This is a genomic window from Bacillus sp. FJAT-52991 (assembly GCF_037201805.1).
Lineage (GTDB): Bacteria > Bacillota > Bacilli > Bacillales > Domibacillaceae > Bacillus_CE > Bacillus_CE kandeliae.
Window position 1 is genome coordinate 3,292,183 of the sequence record NZ_CP147404.1, and the last position, 19,938, is coordinate 3,312,120.

18 protein-coding genes are annotated in these 19,938 nt (G+C 39.6%); 3 read left to right on the forward strand and 15 right to left on the reverse strand.

Going from position 1 to position 19,938, the window contains the following annotated elements; translation table 11 throughout:
* Positions 1-51 precede the first annotated feature (51 nt).
* The 6 genes from WDJ61_RS16865 to WDJ61_RS16890 form a co-directional block, all read right to left on the reverse strand.
* Positions 52-1,539 (reverse strand): aldehyde dehydrogenase family protein, encoded by a 1,488-nt coding sequence (locus WDJ61_RS16865; protein ID WP_338751837.1) that lies wholly within the window; start codon positions 1,537-1,539, stop codon positions 52-54.
* A gap of 21 nt (positions 1,540-1,560) precedes the next feature.
* The gene (locus tag WDJ61_RS16870; protein WP_338751839.1) at positions 1,561-2,523 is read right to left on the reverse strand and encodes a PDR/VanB family oxidoreductase; all 963 of its coding nucleotides are present in this window, start codon (positions 2,521-2,523) and stop codon (positions 1,561-1,563) included.
* Positions 2,520-3,041 (reverse strand): dimethylamine monooxygenase subunit DmmA family protein, encoded by a 522-nt coding sequence (locus WDJ61_RS16875; RefSeq protein WP_338751841.1) that lies wholly within the window; start codon positions 3,039-3,041, stop codon positions 2,520-2,522. The genes WDJ61_RS16870 and WDJ61_RS16875 overlap by 4 nt, the downstream gene beginning before the upstream one ends.
* Positions 3,042-3,058: 17 nt before the next feature.
* Positions 3,059-4,024, reverse strand: a complete 966-nt coding sequence (locus tag WDJ61_RS16880) for a DUF3445 domain-containing protein (protein ID WP_338751843.1) — start codon at positions 4,022-4,024, stop codon at positions 3,059-3,061.
* A 324-nt stretch (positions 4,025-4,348) separates the two neighbouring features.
* The gene (locus tag WDJ61_RS16885; RefSeq protein ID WP_338751845.1) at positions 4,349-5,767 is read right to left on the reverse strand and encodes a purine-cytosine permease family protein; all 1,419 of its coding nucleotides are present in this window, start codon (positions 5,765-5,767) and stop codon (positions 4,349-4,351) included.
* 270 nt (positions 5,768-6,037) lie between these two features.
* Positions 6,038-6,238 (reverse strand): hypothetical protein, encoded by a 201-nt coding sequence (locus tag WDJ61_RS16890; RefSeq protein WP_338751847.1) that lies wholly within the window; start codon positions 6,236-6,238, stop codon positions 6,038-6,040.
* Between the two features lie 171 nt (positions 6,239-6,409).
* Between WDJ61_RS16890 and WDJ61_RS16895 the strand changes: the two genes are divergently transcribed.
* A complete protein-coding gene (locus WDJ61_RS16895; RefSeq protein ID WP_338751849.1) occupies positions 6,410-8,380 on the forward strand; it encodes a sigma-54 interaction domain-containing protein in 1,971 nt (656 codons plus the stop codon).
* A gap of 170 nt (positions 8,381-8,550) precedes the next feature.
* Here the strand turns inward: WDJ61_RS16895 and WDJ61_RS16900 are convergent, their stop codons facing one another.
* From WDJ61_RS16900 to WDJ61_RS16935, 8 genes are all read right to left on the reverse strand, one after another.
* Positions 8,551-9,483, reverse strand: coding sequence for an LCP family protein (locus WDJ61_RS16900; protein ID WP_338751851.1), 933 nt, complete (start codon positions 9,481-9,483; stop codon positions 8,551-8,553).
* Between the two features lie 389 nt (positions 9,484-9,872).
* Entirely contained in the window at positions 9,873-11,087 is a 1,215-nt protein-coding gene (locus WDJ61_RS16905) for an ATP-grasp domain-containing protein (RefSeq protein WP_338751853.1), read from the reverse strand.
* A 32-nt stretch (positions 11,088-11,119) separates the two neighbouring features.
* On the reverse strand, positions 11,120-12,358 hold the full coding sequence (locus tag WDJ61_RS16910) for an ATP-grasp domain-containing protein (RefSeq protein WP_338751855.1): 1,239 nt from the start codon (positions 12,356-12,358) through the stop codon (positions 11,120-11,122).
* Positions 12,359-12,374: 16 nt separating this feature from the next.
* Positions 12,375-13,484, reverse strand: a complete 1,110-nt coding sequence (locus tag WDJ61_RS16915) for a GNAT family N-acetyltransferase (protein WP_338751857.1) — start codon at positions 13,482-13,484, stop codon at positions 12,375-12,377.
* On the reverse strand, positions 13,481-14,098 hold the full coding sequence (locus WDJ61_RS16920; RefSeq protein ID WP_338751859.1) for a sugar transferase: 618 nt from the start codon (positions 14,096-14,098) through the stop codon (positions 13,481-13,483). Before WDJ61_RS16920 ends, WDJ61_RS16915 begins: the two co-directional genes overlap by 4 nt.
* Positions 14,095-15,255, reverse strand: a complete 1,161-nt coding sequence (locus WDJ61_RS16925) for an aminotransferase class I/II-fold pyridoxal phosphate-dependent enzyme (protein ID WP_338751861.1) — start codon at positions 15,253-15,255, stop codon at positions 14,095-14,097. The genes WDJ61_RS16920 and WDJ61_RS16925 overlap by 4 nt, the downstream gene beginning before the upstream one ends.
* 19 nt (positions 15,256-15,274) lie before the next feature.
* Entirely contained in the window at positions 15,275-17,101 is a 1,827-nt protein-coding gene (locus WDJ61_RS16930; RefSeq protein WP_338751863.1) for a nucleoside-diphosphate sugar epimerase/dehydratase, read from the reverse strand.
* Positions 17,102-17,473: 372 nt separating this feature from the next.
* Positions 17,474-17,914 carry a YaiI/YqxD family protein gene (locus WDJ61_RS16935; protein WP_338751865.1) on the reverse strand — a complete coding sequence of 147 codons (441 nt, stop codon included), beginning with the start codon at positions 17,912-17,914 and terminating at the stop codon, positions 17,474-17,476.
* Between the two features lie 131 nt (positions 17,915-18,045).
* Here WDJ61_RS16935 and murB point away from each other — a divergent pair, with 131 nt between their 5' ends.
* Both murB and WDJ61_RS16945 read left to right on the forward strand, forming a co-directional pair.
* A complete protein-coding gene (gene murB, locus WDJ61_RS16940; protein WP_413789028.1) occupies positions 18,046-18,966 on the forward strand; it encodes a UDP-N-acetylmuramate dehydrogenase in 921 nt (306 codons plus the stop codon).
* A gap of 294 nt (positions 18,967-19,260) precedes the next feature.
* Entirely contained in the window at positions 19,261-19,470 is a 210-nt protein-coding gene (locus WDJ61_RS16945) for a histidine kinase (RefSeq protein WP_338751869.1), read from the forward strand.
* Between the two features lie 42 nt (positions 19,471-19,512).
* Here the strand turns inward: WDJ61_RS16945 and WDJ61_RS16950 are convergent, their stop codons facing one another.
* Positions 19,513-19,890: a cytochrome-c oxidase gene (locus tag WDJ61_RS16950; RefSeq protein ID WP_338751871.1), complete on the reverse strand. Its 378-nt coding sequence runs from the start codon at positions 19,888-19,890 to the stop codon at positions 19,513-19,515.
* Positions 19,891-19,938: the final 48 nt, after the last annotated feature.

The window sequence follows — 19,938 nt, forward strand, 5'->3', positions numbered from 1 at the left end:
ATAAATCCGGGCACTATCCGAGACATAGGATAGTGCCCGGCATTCCTAATATTAAAACCACTCTACTGGTGCAGGGGCCAAATTGATATTGATTTGTTTAATTTCTTGGAAGTCCTCTAAACCATAAGTGCCAAGACTTCGACCAATTCCACTTTGTTTGTACCCGCCCCACGGTGCTTCATTGTACGTTGGGTGATAGGAGTTGATCCATGTAATACCGGAACGAACCTTTTTAATGACACGCATTGCTTTTGCTCCGTCTTGGGAGAACACAGCGCCTGCTAAACCAAAATCTGTTCCATTCGCTAGTTTAATCGCTTCTTCTTCACTTTTGAATTTTTGAATGACGACTACAGGACCGAAAATCTCTTCTTGCACGATACGCATATCAGGCGTAACATTTGTGAAAATAGTTGGTTCAATAAAAAACCCTCTATCTAGTCCACCTTCAGTCAAACGGTTGCCACCGAGAGCTAACGTAGCTCCCTCTTGTTTGCCAATTTCAATATAGTTGAGAATGCTTTCCATCTGCTCCTGACTAACGATCGCTCCGACTTGTGAATCCTTCTCCATTCCAGGTCCGACTTTAATATTCTTGGCACGCTCAACCATTCTTTCTACAAATTGATCATGAATACTCTCTTCTACAAGAATTCTACTTCCAGCTGAACAAACTTGTCCTGCTCCAAAGAAAATCCCAAACAGCGCATAATCAACAGCTGTTTCAAAATCGGCATCAGCAAAAATAATATTAGGAGACTTTCCACCTAACTCAAGAGATATTTTCTTTAAGTTTCCAGAAGCAGCTTGCATAATTCGTCTTCCCACATCCGTACTGCCAGTAAATGAAACAAGATCTACATCTTTACTTTCTGCAATCGTTTGACCTACAATAGAACCTTTTCCCATCACCATGTTAGCCACGCCTTTTGGAATGCCGACTTCATCTATAATTTCAAATAACTTCATAGCCGTTACAGGTGTAATTTCAGCTGGCTTATAAACAATTGTATTACCAGCAGCAAGGGCAGGAGCAATTTTCCAAACACTCATTAATAGAGGGAAATTCCAAGGAACGATGAGGCCCGCTACTCCCACTGGCTCGCGTATCACCATTGCTTGCATGGTTGGTTCTGGAACACTATACGTCTCTCCGCTTGGTGCTTTAATAAGCCCTGCATAATACCGAAAGCATTCAGCTGCATCTGCAATATCAAATTCTGCTTCCGCTTTAATTTTACCGTTATTCATCACTTCAAGTTCTACTAATTCTTCAAATTTTTCGTCAATTTTATCTGCAATTTTATACAGGAACGATGCCCGTTCTTGTGCCGTCGTTTCTGACCACACACCACTATCGAAAGTTTCTTTGGCCACGCGGATCGCTTCTTCCGTTTCTTCCTTTGTTGCTCTAGGTGCCGTCGCGATGACATCTTGCGTAGCAGGGTTAATCACCTGATTGATATCAGCATTGCTAGACAGTCTCCATTCACCATTAATATACATCTTTAATTCTAAACATTGTGTTTGTACAGTCATAATCTTAATCCCCCTTATTTATTATAGATTTAAAACAAGTTTCTCCTCTTTAGCTCTTGAGCAGCAAGTTAGTATGATATTACGTTCTTTTCGTTCTTCATCCGTGTAAAAAATATCTAGATGATCGACTTCTCCCTCAACCACTTCCACTTCACATTGTCCGCATCCCCCAGCTTTACATGAATAAGGTGCTTCAACCCCTGCTTCGAGCAAAGCTTCCAACAATGTTTGTTCAGCATTTACTTCAAGCACGAGATTGCTATTGGAAAGCTCAGCTGTGAACGGATTTTTATCCCCTTGAGCAGCAGCAAACAACTCAAAATGAACCGATCCTTCTGGATATCCATAAGCTAGCGCCGCTTCCTTGTATTCAGACACCATAGAAACTGGTCCACAAAAGTACACATGAGAACCAATTCGATGACTCTTCATCGTTTCTGGATTCATTCTTACAGCTTCCTCACTTCTTGAAAAATAGAAAGTACATTTTCCAGGATAGTTGGTCTGTAAGTAATCATAAAAGGCACAAGATTCCTTCGTTCTGGCAGCATAGTGAAGTTCAAATGTTTTTCCTTCTGCTTCAAGATCAGCCATCATCGTTAAAAACGGCGTGATTCCAATTCCAGCGGCATAAAACACATGATGCTTCGCTTGAAAGCTTAATGGAAAATGATTTTTAGGAAAGGTAACAGTCACTTTGTCCCCTACTTTCACCTGATCATGCCAATACACTGATCCTCCTCTTGAGTTCGGGTCTCGATTAATCGCAATGGAGTAATGTGTACGTTCAGTCGGGTGACTGACAAGCGAATATTCCCTTTCTATCTCTTTATCTCCATTCTTGATGTACGTTGTAATATGCGCCCCTCCTGTAAATGCTGGTAAGAGCTGTCGATCAGATGGATAAAGAGAAAAGCATTTAACTGTTTCTGATAAACATTCAATCTTGCCTACATACATGTCTATGTTTCCAATCACTCTCATAAGTTTTCCACTGTCTCCTTTCCGCTTGGTTTAAATGGATAACCGATATATCCCTTACGAACCTTTGAAAAAAACGGACCAACTTCCATCATGGCCTGACAATGAGAACATTGAGCCTCTTGCTCGTCACCAATCTCACTTAATTGATAGCATTTCATACAATAGACATAACGCCTTTTTGGCCCATTAATCACAGTTTGAATTTCGTCTTCAGTGAATCCCGCTGCTTCAGCTGCTGTAAAAATAGCAACTGCCTGATCCCATTGACTTGCAATATAAAGTTGCGTTCCCATCTTTTGACGATTCAAAATGGCTTGAAGGTCTTCGAGATGAGTAGACTCATGTATTTCGTATAACTCATGCTCAATGTCTTCTAGTTTCATATAGTTAATCAAATGACTGATATCTTTTGCTGATTGCTGTTCAAATATAATAAGGTGGTTTCTCCTCACGGGATGTAACGAGAATTGATTCGTAATAGTTTCTGATTGATCAAATAGAACAGGACTATTATACAAAGTGTGTCCCTCCTTTTTTATTTTACTTGTACGTGTTCAACAAGATTTTTTAAATATTCAACCGATTGAGGTAAGAACGGCGCCATTCCTTTATATTCAGCCATATAATCTGGAATATCCGAAAGGTTGCTGTAGGTTAATTCAAGCCACTCTGGTCTTTTCTGTAAATCTTCTAAAGGAAGAAACTGAGTATCCAGTACAAATAAAATAGCGTTGCTGCGCGGCATACGAATAAACCACTGCTCTTCTACACGCAAATGAACAAGCTTGCCCGCGTTTTCCTTTGTGACTTTATCACGTTCAGGTCCCCAAATATCCATCGTTTCATAATTGACATCCCAGCGATCGGCCATCAAATTCCAATTCACTCGCGTTCTCGGTTTGCCAGGTTCTACGGTGAGCAAAAACTTTCTAATTCTATCGACTAAGTCCACCCCATCTCGCGAGACAAATGGAACAGGTGCGTGAATTTCATTAAATGTCATTCCAAGATTCCAGTTAGGTGAAAACAGAGCGGCAAATGAAATTTGAGCAACCTCTAAATGAAAGTTATCATCCCTATGCACCATTAACATGAAATCATTATGAAAATGACGTCCGATGAAATCATACGGTTCATATGGAATACTCGTTTCATCTCCGAAAATAAAATTCTCTTCTTCTCCTAGAATCAAATTATAAAATGTCCACTGATCGCCTTTCTTCTCAACTTTAAAATGCTCTGGATACTTCTCCACTGCCATATCTATAATCATTTCAAGGAATTCCCATTGCATTTCCATTGTATGAGGAAAAGATTGATAACGAACATTAGGCTCTGCATCCAGCATCTCTCGTTTCTTTCTAATTTGTACCTCATACTCTGGTGTAATCTTCATAAAGTTGACATTCTCTACTCCTAGCTCCACTAAATCATTAGAATAACGATAAGTCTTAGCTTTAAAAGGAAAGGTAAATTGATCTAAATTTGTTGACTTAAACATAGTTCATATCCTCCTCTTTATTTACTTATTTGATCTATCTACTTATTAGCAACAATCATGCCAATCAATAAATACGGCTCATACATACATCTTCATGAAAAAAACAGTCGGCTTTTCTTTCATTTTTAAAATAGATATTCACTGATGAAATTTTCTCCAAATCTATAAAGTGAAACTTCAATCAGTGGGGGTTTTCTTCATCCCCCACTAATTGTTAGTTGAACGGATCGGGCGTTTACGGGCTGTTGATCCCTTACCTACATGCCTGTGCTTCTTCTGCCATGTTGAGGTGGGGGTCTTACAGCCCGTTAATGCGGGATAAAACTAAACTGCTCCCTCTTCTTTTGAAGAACTTGGTAGTGATGCTCGATCTACCTCATAAGAAAACAGATACTTGGCTGAAAGGTAGTAGCTAATTCCAGCGGTGAAATAAGCAGGAATCCCGGCGGTGATATATTGGAATAGTTCACCTGTAGTATCCATAATTGGATTGTATAAACTCCAATAAGCAATGGTTCCTATGATAAAACTTATAACCGCAGAAGGATTGATTCCATGCCAATAATAATAACGACCTGTCGTGTCATAAAGATCGTGAATGGATACTTTCTGCTTTTTCACAAAGAAGAAATCTGAAATAACAATGCCACCAAATACGGCCATAATATAAGAAATAATTGTAATAAAGGAATTAAACGCATCATAGAAAGCTGAATTAAGCAATAATATAACGGTAGGAATCGTCGTAGCTAATGCAAGAATCCACGATTTCTTAGGAAAAACTGTTTTGAAGCTAATCGCCTGTGAATACATTAAGAAAATCGTAGCTGTCAAGTTACCAAGCGTCAGTAGAATCAGCCCAATAAGACCAATCCATGTCCCTCCAATAGCAAACATCCAGTCCGTTGGATCCAATGAGGCAACTACTAAAGCTGCAAGTGCTCCTAATATTGCCGCTACATTGACAAAAATGCCATAACTTAAAAACCCAGCTTTAAATGCAGACTTTTCACTTTTAGCGAGCCTACTATACTGTCCCAAATACGGAAGCCAAGAAAAACCTAAACCAATGTTTATTTCCAAAGCCGTGATAAATGAACGAGAAGCTTCTTCATACGGCTCAGCTGGATCTAAAGCAAAAATCTTGTCTATTCCTTGACCAGCGAACAAAGTAACAATCAACCCAAACATGACCAACAAAATTGCAGGAACGCCAATCATATTAAACTTACGAATAAATAAGGGTCCTTTGTATGTGACTAGGAAGGCGAAAGCAAATAACAAAATCGCAAAGACTGGTGCTCCTGTGACTCTTTCTGTAAAGAACGTAGGAAAACTCAAGACGCTAGCAATCTTGACCATTGCTTGTCCTGCCATAAAAAGCGCAACAGACATATAGCCAATTGTAAGAATCATAAAAATGAAATAAAAAATACTCGATCCTAAGTACCCAAGTGAGCTACGAAAACCAATAAACGTATCTACTCCATACCGAGTAAAATAAATAACAATTGGTACAATTAACAAAACAGGTAGTGCATTTCCAAATAAGATAGTAGCAATCGCTTCTTTAGCGTTTACCATCATGCCTGTATACCCGCCTACGAGTAAACAAAAACAAGAAACACCAATCCCAACTTGGATCAGGATCAAATCCCACATACCAAACACTCGGTCATTCTTCTGTGCAGGGAGAAATCCAAAGGCAACATCTTTTGAAATGGCCGAATCATTTTTCTTCATCTTTTACCTCCAAATATTTTATTGTGACAACCGTTTAATGTGGGACAGCCTTGGCTTCATCAATATCAGGGAAAAATCATCATAGATGTTCCAACCACTCCTCTGCACCAACCTATTTCATTTATCATCTGTCTCTGTATCATGAATTCAATAAATGAATAAACGAAAGCTATTATTACTGACTATTGCAAACATAATTGAAATTGAGTAACCTAGACTAATAAGTGAAAGTCTTCCAAGGTTCGCATGTAGAAAATAAAATAGAAATGTTCATAGAATAACCATCATTAGAAAAACAGCGATCGTCCCTACTATAAATAATTCACTTCCTGCATGGCTTAATTTCATTTTTTCAACATCAGAACCTTTTTCTTCGTATTCTTGGATTCGAGTATATAGATCTGTATATAAACTTTTAACGAAAGCATCTTGAGAAGCCATGTTTCTTTGAATAAAGTTTTTCTCAGCCATATTATCCACCTCCTAACCTTTCGTTATTTCAGATAATTGCAACTATTGTGCCAATTTTATTTGTACATAAAATAAAGGGGTATCCAAGAAATCGCTTTCATTCATGAAATACGCTTTCATTATTGAATTTGCTGATAAGGAAAGAGTAAAAAATGAACAGTCATACATCACATGGAACAAATTAAGCAAAGACTTCTATACAACATCGGTGCCTTAGAGGAATCTCGTTTAACTAAAAAATATTTATTATTCAATAAAGGTGTGAATAAAATAGATATGACAAACCTTTCCCAATCTAGCCTTACGCAAGCATACCAAGTGCTAAAATCTACGTTTCTTACGATTTATGATGAAATCTTCATCACTGATATGAGTGGGATAATTATCGAAAAATCAGGCCAAATTACGGAACTATGGGAGAACCCCCAAGAAAAAATGATTGGCAAAAACTTATTTGAACTTGGAAGAAACGTCTTCTATGAGGAACTTTCATTACAAGACTTATTAAATCAATCTCACCCCTCCACGACTCAAACTTCTTGGGATGGAAAGGAGATACTCATCACTGCTTATCCAGTAAATATAGAGCCTAACGAAGAGTTTGTAGCATGGGGATTCAAAAATATTTCTAGTAATCCTACTTCTTCTGATGATCATCCCAAAAGCGATCATCTACAGACATCTTTTATTGTAAGAAGCAAAAAAATGAGGCACGTGATGAATACAGTTGAATTAGTATCAAAGGTGTCATCATCTGTTCTTTTATTGGGAGAATCAGGCGTAGGCAAAGAAGTTATCGCTAAAGCTATTCACCAGATCGGGGCTCGAAAAAATGAACCATTTGTCGCCGTTAATTGTGGAGCTATTCCAGAAAACTTATTAGAAAGTGAATTATTTGGCTATGTGGAGGGAGCATTTAGTGGTGCTAAAAAGAACGGAGCGCTTGGGAAATTTGAACTTGCAAACAAAGGGATTCTTTTCCTGGATGAAATCGGCGAGATGCCTCTAAACCTTCAAGTGAAATTACTAAGGGCTCTGCAAGAAAAGGAGATCACCCCCATAGGAGGCGCTACTTCGAGAAAAATTGATATTCAAGTGATTTCTGCTACCAATCAATCACTCGAAAAAATGGTGAAAGAGGGGAAATTCAGAGAAGATTTATATTATCGCTTAAATGTAGTACCTATTGAAATTCCATCATTAAGAGCAAGAATGGAGGAAATCCCTCATCTAATCTATTTTTTTCTGCAAAAATATAATGACTTATACAATAGAAACGTTCAAATTAATCCTGCTGCTATTGATGTATTAACCATCTATCAATGGCCCGGAAATGTAAGACAACTAAAAAATACAATAGAACGAATAGTTGTGACTAGCGAACATCCAATGGTTGATGCTATACATGTAAAAAAATTCATACCTATAGAAAAAAATGAAACAAAGACATTCCCTGTATTTGATCACCTCATGCCTCTTCAAGACGCCATTGATCTTGTGGAAGAGCAATTAATTACCATGGCCATGGAAAAATACCATTCCATTAAACTTGCAGCCATCGCATTAAATATAAGTCAACCGACTATGAGTAGAAAATATAAAAAGATACAAAATAAACGAGCAGAAACCGTTCCTTCTCCCTCCAAAAAGCGAGCATTTCTTGAAGAGCAGTTAAACAACCAATTACGTTCCGCTGCCATTGTGACAGCTGCCATTATTCAGCCAGAGGAAGTGCAACAATTGAAGGAAAACATTTCAGCAACAAACCCAATCTTCCAAAAGCTACAGGCTAATCTGACCATGATCAGGAAACAAGAAGGTGTCATTAAATGGGCTTATATCTTCAGTCCTCTTCCAGATAACTCACTCATTACCCTCGTAGCGGACGAAGACTTTGTCATGAAACCTGGGGAACTATATCAAGGTCCAGATGAAATCATAAAAATCGCCCACAATGCACTACAAGGCAAAGTAGAGGTAACCCCATTATATAAAGATAGATATGGTGAGTGGAAAACCAGCTTTGCGCCAGTATTTGACCACTCTGGACAAGTGCTAGCACTCATTGGCTATGATTATAGCAAGGAGTATATTGATTCTGAATTAAGAAAAATGGGAAGAGTATTAAAGATTCATATTTGAATTTTCATTAATCAAAAGAAGAACCTTGAATAACACCATCATGTTAATAACTCAAGGTTCTTCTTTCATAAGCTAAAAAACACCAAAAAAACTTCTTTTTCTTTCGACATTTACTGAAAGGTAGCTTCTTAACAGAAAAAATACACGGCAGCAGGCCGTGTATTTTGTTTTTATTGAATATTTAAATGTTGTTTTAACATATCAGAAACGCGTTCTTTTTCTTCGTCAGACACTAGATAGTAGTAGACACCGTCCATTTTTTCGCCTGTTCCTTTGATCGTTTCTTGCTGTATGTTGTGTCTTGCTGAGGCGTAGTTCTTTTGGATGTTCATCATTTCGTCTACTGTTAAATTTGTCTGAACGTTCTTTTCTAATGCGCCCAAAATTTCATTGTATTTCAAAATAGATGTCATGCTAGCCCCTTTGTCGAGGATACCTTCAATGACTTGGCGTTGGCGGGCTTGTCGACCGAAGTCACCTTGTGGATCTTCATAGCGCATGCGTGTATACTTAAGTGCTTCTTCCCCGCTTAAAGTGATCTTTCCTTCTGGGAATGTCTCTCCATCATAGGTGAAAGCAAATGTATTTTCCACTTCAACGCCACCGACGGCATCGACTAAATCTTTAAAGCCATCCATGTTCATTTCCACATAGTAATCGACTGGCACATCTAGAAATTGTTCAACCGTTTTCGCCGACATATCCACTCCGCCAAAAGCGTACGCATGGTTAATCTTATCTTCGGTTCCTTTTCCTACGATTTCAACACGCGTGTCACGTGGAATACTTAACATCTTCACAGAGTTTTCCTGACCATTCACCGACATAAGCAACATTGTATCGGACCGACCTCGGTCTCCTTCTCGCTCATCCACTCCTAAAAGTAAAACGGTAAATGCTTCTTTATTCTTCAAGGAAACTTGTTCTTCGCGCTTTTCAGATTTCTGTAACGCATTTTTATTTACAATGCCATCTAAAGCGTTATTGATAACCGAATACGCGGCGAAAATAGTTCCTCCTCCAATGGCTAATATGAGCAATAAAACAATGAGAAAAAGCTTTTTCTTATTTTTCTTTTTTCTGGACCTTGATCTTCTTTCCATTCAAAGTATGCTCCTTTATAAATGTAGGTACTATAATATAGCATATCACCTTACATTTTAGAATAGCATGAAAATGGAAATGAGCAATAAAAAATTTGATGAGAGGTGCCTGTCACTCCTCGGTTTTTGTCAATTTTTGTTGATGGTTTTATCACCGGAGAAGATGGGCGACTGATCTTTGCTGATTGTCGCCCGATTTGTGATTATTCGCGCCTAATTAGAACCATTGGGCGACTAATTTTCTCTCCTTCACGCTCGATTATGACGGTTTCCCGACTGATTAGCGAAGCAGGAGCAAAATACTATCCACGACAGGCAGTTGGAATCGCAATATTGGACCGTTAAATAGTGCCGAAAAGAAGAGTGAATGGGTGCTCTTTTTTGATGCTCTATACTTTGACATTAGAATAGACAACGTTATTCTTTAATTCATTGATAAATTGCTTACACTTGCCTTCTGCTTCGGTGACGTTGTTTCCAGTGAAGATGACGTGACCACAATGATCGATACTTGATTTGAGCTTTGAGATTTCTTGATTTTCTGATAGGTTTAAAGCAAAGTCTGCCGGTTGATATTTTTTGTTTAGTAGAGAAAGGTCTCCTATTTTTTCGAGAATACCATTTTCATCAAAATGGAGGAATTCAACTGCTACTGCTTTCGTTTCAGCGATAGATGGACATTTAAGCTTTTGTCCGCTTGCTAATTGCACAGTGAGCGAGACGAGGTCGATTCCTGAATGAAGCTCGATAAGTTCAGGTATTTTATGGGCGGCGAGTCTAGCTCCTATTTCAATAATGAATGGAGTACCATTAGAATCCATCATGATATCGAAATGACAAGGACCATTCTTGATTCCTAAGCTATTGAGTGCCTTTTCACATTCGCTCTGCACTCTTTTCACCTGCTCCTCAGGTAGAACAGATGGGAACGAGTGACCGATTTGAACCATTTGTGTCACTTTGTCATTGTGAAGGAAGCAATAGACCATTTCTCCATCAATACTAAATGACAAAGCCCCAAATTCAAGCCCTTCAAAAAATTCCTCTACAATCACATGACCACTCGGGCTATAATTCATCGCATATTGGACGGCTTGATCTAATTCGTTGATCGTTGTAATCTTACTTATCCCTCGACTTCCTGAACTGTCCGTTGGTTTCACAATATAGTTTTTTGTTTTCATAGCCGTTTGTAATCGGGACTTGACCCATACCAAATCTATCGAATTACCAATTTTGTAAAATTGAGGAGTAAACATTTGATAAGCAGCAAACTTTTTTCGCATTTCATATTTATCTGCTACAGCATTCATAAGCCCTTCTCCTTGAGTTGGCAGATTCAATCTTTCATTCACATAGCAGCTAGTTGGGACAGCCAAGTCATTAGACATTGTCATTGAACCGACTACATTGTATTCATTCGCCACTCGTTCTGCTCCGCTAAAATCCGTTGTATCAACACACTCAAAATAATCTGCTACTGCTGCCCCGATGCAAGTTGGATCTCGATCAATCACTACCACCTTCATCCCAAGTGCTTGTGCTTTCTCTATCGCAGGTAGCTGCCCAACACTCCCTCCTAAAACCAAAAAATTTTTCTTCATATTTATCCCCATTTCTACTCAAAATCTCTCACTCATAAAACTTGAATCTCCACATTCCCCTCATTAATATGTCGACGAATATCGAGGAGTGACTGGCACTCTTCGATAAATTGTGTACATTTTTTTTCTGCTTCAACAACGTTTTTTCCAGTGAAGATAACGTACCCGTAGTGATCTTGGCTAGATTTGAGTTTAGTTATTTTTTGCTTTTCTAAAATACGAAGTGCGAAGTCTATTGGTTGATATTTTTGCACAAGAGAAGATAGATCGCCGATTTTTTCAACGATCCCATCATGATTGAAATAAAGCATTTCTACTGCTACTGCTTCATTTTTAGTCACTGATGGACACTCTACCTTTTGCCCACTCGCTAATTGCACAGTGAGAGTTACTAGGTCAATACCTGAATGGATTTTCACAATGTCAGGTAACTTGTGAGCGGATAGCCTTGCACCTGCTTCAATAATAAAAGGGATGTCATTGGAGTCGAGTATAATATCTAAAAGGCAAGGACCATTTTTAATTCCAAGGCTAGATAATGCTTTTTCGCACTCATTTTGTATCCTTATCTCTTGGTCACTAGAAAACAGATGAGGAAATGAATGACCGACTTGGACCATCTGCGAGACTTTATCATTGTGAGCGAAGCAATAAACCATTTTTCCATCTACACTAAATGTAAGTGCCCCTAGTTCGATTCCGTCAATAAATTCCTCTACAATCACCTTTCTACTAGGGCTAAAGCTCATCGCATACTGGACAGCTTCATCTAATTCATCAATATTTGTCATCTTGCTGACGCCTCGACTTCCGGAACTGTCGTTAGGCTTCACAATAAAGCTTTTCGTTTTCAAAGCAGATTGCAGTTGATGCTTAATGAAAGCTAAATTATCGGAATCGCTTATTTGATAAAACCGAGGAGAGTTCACTTGATGAGCTGCATACTTTTGACGCATGCTGTATTTATCTGTTATTAGATCTGTAAGTCCTTGTCCTTGTAAAGGGAGGTTCAATCTTTCATTCACATAGCAGCTAGTCGGCACAGCCAAGTCATTGGACATTGTCATCGAACCAACCACATTGTAGTGGCGCGCCACCTGTTCTGCTCCACTGAAGTCTGTTGTATCGACACATTCAAAATAATCCGCTACCTTTGCTCCAATACAGGTTGGATCCCGATCGATCACCACCACCTTCATCCCAAGTGCTTGCGTTCGTTGTATTGCTGGCAGTTGCAATTGGCTCCCACCAAAAACCAAAAAATTTCTCATCACCCTTAGCTCCTTTTTACTTGTTCGACAAAATCCGGGGAGTGACAAGCACCTGTCGATATTCTGGGAAAAAGTCAGCTTGTTCTCCTTGTACTAGCTTGGATTTTTGTTTTGCAAGTTTGTTGTAGATCGATTGGTTGTGAATTTTCTTGCCGATGTGGAAGTTTGTTTGAGTGTTAGAGAATTGTTGTTTGTATTTATAGAGGGAGTCGTCTTTTTCCTTACCTCCCCCATGGTCAACGATGTGATAGCCGTTTCTTTTTGCCCACAGGATGCACTCATATCGCAAATTGCAGTTTGGACATAAATGAAGATATGCTTTGAAAGAAGCACTTAAGTGAATGGTGACAGCCCCTTCACTTTTTAATAAGAGATTAGCAGAAATGACTCGACCTTCGTGCATGGCGAATGCTAAAGTAATATATTCTTTAAGGGCTGTGAAATAGGCTTGGAAAAAATCTAAAGAAAAATAATAAAAAGAAGAGGCTTGCTTCTTATCCATCGTTTCTGTATAGATATCATAGAAAATCAGTATCTCTTTCGGACCAATGTCCTTTCCGTCGATAAATATCACTTCTACTTGATTTCGCTTACTCTTTTTAATTCGCCGCTTCTTGCTTGGAGCCACCTCGCTCCAAATTTCCTCTTCTGTCTTGGTGACATCATTGTAAATCAGCTCGCCGACAGACGTTACATTAACATAACTCGCTAACCCTGCTTCTGTTTCTAAATAAGGATGAAAACGAATAAATTCACTAACAATACCTTCTGCTTTACAATATCGCTCAAACTCTGCTCTAAACTCCCTAACAAAATCGTCGTCGTTTTTTAATCTACTAAGAGAATATAACGGTCCTCCATATCCATAAGAAGTGGTGATATCATAATACACTTCACCTTCAGCAGCTCCTCGTATTTCCCGTTTTAAAAAAGGATAAATGACAAACTCCTCCGCACGCCGCTCATACACAAATAATTGCGCCTTCCCTTCCCCACGCTCTTCATACATTTGCACATATTGCGGAAGATAGAATACATCATAGGTTTCACATTTCATGACGAAATGAAGCCATTCATCCCTTTGATGTAGATCAAGGGTTTTGTAATTCACATTTTCCTTTATCATGAAATTTTCCCGCTCCTTTTTTGGTCATCACCGTATACATTTTCTTGCCGAATAATTTTGTCAATCGTTAAAAAAATAATTTTCATATCTAACCATAAGCTAAAATGCTCAATATATTGGACATCGTATTTGATTCTTTCATCCCAACTTAAAGCGTTTCTCCCCATTACTTGAGCGTAGCCGGTAATACCCGGTGGCATTTGAAAACGAATTTTTTTATCTGGAGAATACTCCTCAAACTGACAAGGATAATAAGTAACCGGTGGTCTCGGTCCGACAAAACTCATATCTCCTTTTAAAATATTGAAAAGTTGAGGCAATTCATCGAGACTAGTGATTCGTAAAAAATGTCCTACCTTTGTAATCCGATCATCATCTTTATCCTGAAATAAACCGTTTCCTAGCTGTTCTGCTCCTACGACCATCGTTCGAAATTTATAAATGTTGAATACTTTTCCGCTTTTCCCAAGCCGAGCTTGTTTGAACAAAACAGGTCCCTTAGAAGTGAACTTAATACAAATACCAATTACTAGAAATACGATTAATAGAGCAATCATCCCCACGAAAGCAAAGATAATATCTAACATTCTTTTCACTAGTAATTGTCTTGTCATTGAACGATCCCTCTTTTTTTGAATGAATGACAAACCGAATCAACAATATCGATGACTCGATCTTGATCTTGCTCGGACATACTTGTTCCAGATGGCAAACAAAGACCTTTTGTAAACAGCTGATCAGAAACACTTTTATATTCAAGATGAGGATAATATCGACAACTCGAAAATACAGGTTGTGTATGAAGTGGCTTCCATACTCGTCTTGCTTCAATATTTTCCTTTTCTAACGCGTTGAGGATCTCTGTTACTTTTTCCTTCTCGTCAATCGTAAAAGTAGTTAACCAGCGATTCGATTTCGTACCTGCAAGCTCTGGCATAAATTGAATATGCTCAATATGACGAAGCGATTCTTTATAACGAACAAAAAGAGCACGCTTTGCCTCTACTCGCTCATCTAGCACCTGTAATTGTGCAATGCCGACCCCTGCAAGAACATTGCTCATGCGATAATTGTAGCCGACCGTTTGATGTTGATAAAAGGGGAGCGGATCACGTGCTTGTGCAGCTAAATATTTTGCATGGTTCAATCGTTCTACATCATCGGATACAAGCATCCCCCCACCGGATGTTGTAATAATTTTATTACCGTTAAAAGAGTAAATGCCAAAGGAGCCCAAGCTTCCACTTTTTCTCCCTTGATACTCTGAGCCTAAAGATTCAGCTGCATCTTCAATGACTGGCACGTTGTATTGATGACAGATCGCTAATATTTCATTCATTTTGGCACTTTGACCAAATAAATGCACCACAATCACGGCTTTGGGGAGTCGCCTGTTCTTCTTCGCTTCATGTAACGCTCGCTCTAACGCCAAAGGAGACATATTCCAACTCTCTTCCTCAGAATCAATAAAGACCGGATCGGCACCGACATAAACAATCGGGTTGGCACTAGCCACAAAGGTCAATGTGGAACAAAACACGAGATCCCCCTTTTGTACGTTCAATAATAGCAGCGCCAAATGAATAGCCGCTGTCCCCGAACTCACTGCGACACTACTTTTCGTTTGTACATACTTTGCCATGTTCTCTTCAAATTGACTGACGTTCGGACCTGTTGGAGCGATCCAATTCGTTGCGAATGCTTCGTTCACATACATTTGTTCGTTTCCACTCAAGTGAGGAGGAGATAGAAAAATCCTCTTTTGGGCCATTTTGTATACACCTCTTTTTTTAAGTATTGATAACTACTGGCTTCTGAGGAATGACCGTCCGATGATGAGCGATATCTAATAACAGATGAGCGAGTGTATGACCGTCCATTGTCATAAATGTAGCTAGCAAATAGGCGATCCCTTCCATATCTTGCATCATTGCTTTTCCGATATGAATTTTCGGGTGAACTTGTTCTTCGTGAACTTCATTGGCGTTCAATAGCTCTTCATACAGCTTCTCTCCTGGTCTGATTCCGGTAAAATGAATACCGATTTCTTCCGTGGTAAAGCCCGATAACTTAATTAAGTTTTTAGCCAAATCGACAATTTTAACTGGCTTCCCCATATCTAACACGAAAATTTCTCCACCGTTCGCTAATGTACCTGCTTGAATGACGAGTCGAGAAGCTTCGGGAATCGTCATAAAATAACGTTCCATTTCTGGATGAGTCACCGTCACAGGCCCACCTTTTCCAATCTGCTTCTTAAACAAGGGGATGACACTGCCACGGCTGCCGAGTACATTTCCAAACCGTACCGCTACAAATTTCGTCTTGCCCCTACTATTCATATTTTGCACAATCATTTCTGCTACTCGTTTCGTCGCGCCCATCACACTCGTTGGATTCACTGCTTTATCAGTAGAAACCATCACAAAGCTCTCTACTTCATATTGGGCAGCGGCTTCTGCGACATTCTTTGTTCCGATAATATTATTTTTGACTGCTTCATGTGGATTCTCTTCCATTAAAGGCACATGCTTATGAGCAGCTGCGTGATAGATGATATCGGGCTTATATTGTTTCATCACTTGCAGCATGCGTTCCCGATCTTGAATATCTGCTATAACAGGAATAATATGTATGAGTTCTTTATATTTTTCCTTCAGCTCCATCTCGATCGTGTAAATGCTATTTTCCCCATGACCAAGCAGTAGAAGCTTCGAAGGGGTGAAATTGGCAATTTGGCGGCAAATTTCCGATCCGATCGATCCACCTGCTCCCGTGACGAGCACCACCTTGTCGCTAATGGCTTCTGCGATATGATCAGTAGCTAGTTCTATCGGTTCCCTTGCCAGCAAATCCTCAGGACAAACATCTTGCCATTGATGGACGGAGAACTTTCCAAGAATGAGCTCTTCTATTTTTGGTACGATTTGCGTTTGTTTATTTGTTTCCAAGCAGGCTTGATAAATTTTATTAATCTCTTTTTTATTAAGAGAGGGAATTGCAATAATAATATGTTCAATATCATAATCTTGAACGGTTTCCTGAATGTTGGCGATGTTCCCCCCTACAGGAACGCCTAATATTTCAAGCCGATGCTTTCTTTTATCATCATCTACGAAAACAACAGGTTGTAAGTCGGTGTCATGTTCTCTTTGCAATTGTCGAACGACCATCGCTCCTGCATCTCCTGCTCCGACAATTAGCGTTCGTTTTTTGCTTTTATCTTGTAAGAGGACCATATCACGCAGCACCCGGATGGAAAAACGAGAGCCTCCAATCAACAGCATAAGCGCCATCCAGATCACCACATACAGCCGAAGATTTACTTGTTGAGTCGTGATAAAATGAATAGGGATCATGCTAATGACAGATAAAGTAATCGTTTGAAACAGAACCATTAACTCTCCAATACTAGCAAATGACCACGCCTTCTTATATAAATGATTTCTTGAGGCAAACAGTTGATAACTGCACACCAACCCAGCAACGATTGCCAAAACCGCTAAACTATCAAACTCAAGCTGGCCCTCAACCACCAACTGTCCAAACGCGACCGCCGCAAAAACCAACAACACATCTATGGACACCAACACAGTCACTCGTCTTTGATAAACCACACATACTCCCCTCCTTTTATTTCCAAGCACCTGTCACTCCCCGAACAAAAAAGCGGGAGGCGTTTTAATATGACATCATAAAGCTTATAAGAAATGATCAATAGCTATTTCAATATTCAAAAAACAAAAAATCGGCCTCTTTTGTTCAATATAAGAAACATAATGTTCTCTATAAAGAATATTATAAAGAACACCTCCCCTGTTTGTAAACACATTCTTTTTTTGTTTTTACGAGGTGTCCGCCTTGTCAAAACGTGAAAAAGCTGCGAGATCATAGGTAGATCTCGCAGCTTTTCGTTTGTTTCGAGCATAGGTTAGGATTCGTCCGTTCGTTGATCAATATCGCTTCGTTCTTGTCTTGTTTCATCTCACTTATTGTTGCTGCTCACACCAAGCGATTAAACACTTCTCGAATATCGCATTATCTTCTTTTCGACGCTTTTTCGGCCCCTTTAACCGACCACCTGCTTGGCGAATTTTCTTTGCCGTGTGCCGGCTATGTAGCAATTGATCAATATTTTCCGCTGTATAGCTTCGTCCGTTTTGATCGATTGCCGCACCTTTTTTCGCGAGTACCATCGCAGCTAAACCGTAGTCTTGCGTCACCACAAGGTCCCCTTTTTCTACCCGGTTGACGAGCACAAAATCTACTGCATCTGCCCCTTTTGATACCGTAATCGTTTCTGCTCCTTCACGTGTCATATTATGTGCAGTGTCACAAAAAATCAGCACAGGAAAATCAAACTGCTTGGCCACCTTGCATGTCTCATTAACCACTGGGCACCCATCCGCATCAATTAATATTTTCACCAACAACACCCTCTTTTTTATTTCTTACGAGATTTTTTCACTTGAAAGTTGAAATGCTTTAGCAAAATCATCATACTTTAATAAAAAAACTGTTATAATTCATTATAGTGAAAATGTGAAAAGGAATGATAAAAGTGACTGATTATCGTCAATTTTACGATAAACTACAAACTGTGGTGAATAAAAAGCATGTTCACCTTGATGAATATTTAAAAAATCATACGTACACAAGACTAGGTGGCAAGGCAGATTTATTCGTGACGCCATCGACGTATGAAGAGGTACAACAAGTCGTCAAATTCGCTAACGAGAATGACATCCCATTGACGCTGCTCGGCAATGGCTCGAACTTAATTGTAAGAGATGGCGGCATTCGCGGCATCGTCATTAATTTGGAGTTTTTAAACAAAATTTATGTTTCAGAGGATAATATGCTTGTGGCTCAAAGTGGAGCAGCGATTATTGAGGCCTCTAGAGAAGCGTTGAAGGCGAAGTTAACTGGACTTGAATTCGCTTGCGGCATTCCCGGTTCAGTCGGTGGTGCGTTATTTATGAATGCCGGAGCATACGGCGGCGAGATTAAAGATGTATTGGATTATGCGATCGTCATTAGCCGCGAAGGCGAACTGTTAAAGCTTGCAGCGGCCGATCTTGATTTGTCCTACCGGACAAGTAACATCCCAACGAATAGATATATCGTGCTTGAGGCTGGATTTAAGTTGAAGGCCGGAAACTACGACGAGATCAAAGCCGTTATGGATGACTTAACGAACCGAAGAGAGACGATGCAGCCGCTTGAATACCCATCTTGTGGTAGCGTCTTTAAACGCCCACCTGGATACTATGCAGGGAAGCTGATCCAAGATAGTGGCCTACAAGGAACGAGAATTGGCGGTGCCGAAGTCTCAACAAAGCATGCTGGCTTCATTGTCAACATCGACAACGCCACAGCCAATGACTATATCACGCTGATCAAGCACGTCCAAAAGACCGTGAAGGAAAAATTCAACGTAGACTTAGAACGCGAAGTAAAAATTATCGGAGAAAATGAATAACATTTCAGAAGGGATGCCTCCTGTTTCAACGGGAGGCTCCCTTTTTAGCAAGAAGAAATTATTTCGACAAAATTCGAGGAGTGACAGGCACCCCCTGTATGCTACACTAGAAATAAAGTGAAACTTCAATCAGTGGGGGTTTTCTTCATCCCCCACTGATTGTTAGTTGAACCGATCGGGCGTTTATGGGCTGTTGATCCCCCACCTACATACCTGCGCTTCTTCTGCAGGTGGGGGTCTTACAGCCCGTTAATGCGGGACAAATGCATTCATTATGTAAAGGGGTGTAGGTGAATGAAGAAGAAAATGACTTTTATGGTGCCAATTATGATCGTTGTAGCGATCCTAGCAATGTGGATGTTAGAGAAGGATTATCCGATGATTGATTTACAAACGCGCCTTTTAATTACCGCTGGTGCCGCCAGTTTATCAGGTCTCATCTCCTTATTTTTACTAGGCAACAATGAGGAAAAAATTGACCCTCCGCCAACTAAAAAGAAATAGCATCGACAAAAACCGAGGGGTGACAGGCACCCCCCGGTTTTTCTATTTTGGTATGGTTTTCAAATTAGCCAGTATGTTATAAGTGAAGAGGAGAATGCCGAGTACGGTTAGTGTGGATCCTAGTGCTACCCAAGGTGTGAAGGCTTCATTTTTTGTGGTGAGCAGAAAGGTTAAGGCGATCATCATAATAGGAAGACCGATGTTGTGCAACCAATAGTGGACTTTGGCGATCTTTCCAAATGTAAGTGACGGAAATAGATAATAAATAACACCCGCAAACATGAACGCCGCCCAACCTAGTAAAAGCAAGTGAACATGAACTCCCTTTAACGTATACGTGTGCTGAATGGACATATAATAGCCAAGCAAAACCCCCAAAGCAAAATACACAACAGAAATCTTGATGAATTTAACAGCCATGTTGATCCCTTCTTTCTAAAAAATAATAAAACTCCCTCCCTGCTTTCA

What these genes read in the sequence shown, in the direction of transcription:
- WDJ61_RS16865 (WP_338751837.1), bottom strand. Translation starts at nt 1,539, where the DNA reads ATGACTGTACAAACACAATGTTTAGAATTAAAGATGTATATTAATGGT.
- WDJ61_RS16870 (WP_338751839.1), bottom strand. Translation starts at nt 2,523, where the DNA reads ATGAGAGTGATTGGAAACATAGACATGTATGTAGGCAAGATTGAATGT.
- WDJ61_RS16880 (WP_338751843.1), bottom strand. Translation starts at nt 4,024, where the DNA reads ATGTTTAAGTCAACAAATTTAGATCAATTTACCTTTCCTTTTAAAGCT.
- WDJ61_RS16885 (WP_338751845.1), bottom strand. Translation starts at nt 5,767, where the DNA reads ATGAAGAAAAATGATTCGGCCATTTCAAAAGATGTTGCCTTTGGATTT.
- WDJ61_RS16890 (WP_338751847.1), bottom strand. Translation starts at nt 6,238, where the DNA reads ATGGCTGAGAAAAACTTTATTCAAAGAAACATGGCTTCTCAAGATGCT.
- WDJ61_RS16895 (WP_338751849.1), top strand. Translation starts at nt 6,410, where the DNA reads ATGGAACAAATTAAGCAAAGACTTCTATACAACATCGGTGCCTTAGAG.
- WDJ61_RS16900 (WP_338751851.1), bottom strand. Translation starts at nt 9,483, where the DNA reads ATGGAAAGAAGATCAAGGTCCAGAAAAAAGAAAAATAAGAAAAAGCTT.
- WDJ61_RS16905 (WP_338751853.1), bottom strand. Translation starts at nt 11,087, where the DNA reads ATGAAGAAAAATTTTTTGGTTTTAGGAGGGAGTGTTGGGCAGCTACCT.
- WDJ61_RS16910 (WP_338751855.1), bottom strand. Translation starts at nt 12,358, where the DNA reads ATGAGAAATTTTTTGGTTTTTGGTGGGAGCCAATTGCAACTGCCAGCA.
- WDJ61_RS16915 (WP_338751857.1), bottom strand. Translation starts at nt 13,484, where the DNA reads ATGATAAAGGAAAATGTGAATTACAAAACCCTTGATCTACATCAAAGG.
- WDJ61_RS16920 (WP_338751859.1), bottom strand. Translation starts at nt 14,098, where the DNA reads ATGACAAGACAATTACTAGTGAAAAGAATGTTAGATATTATCTTTGCT.
- WDJ61_RS16925 (WP_338751861.1), bottom strand. Translation starts at nt 15,255, where the DNA reads ATGGCCCAAAAGAGGATTTTTCTATCTCCTCCTCACTTGAGTGGAAAC.
- WDJ61_RS16945 (WP_338751869.1), top strand. Translation starts at nt 19,261, where the DNA reads ATGAAGAAGAAAATGACTTTTATGGTGCCAATTATGATCGTTGTAGCG.
- WDJ61_RS16950 (WP_338751871.1), bottom strand. Translation starts at nt 19,890, where the DNA reads ATGGCTGTTAAATTCATCAAGATTTCTGTTGTGTATTTTGCTTTGGGG.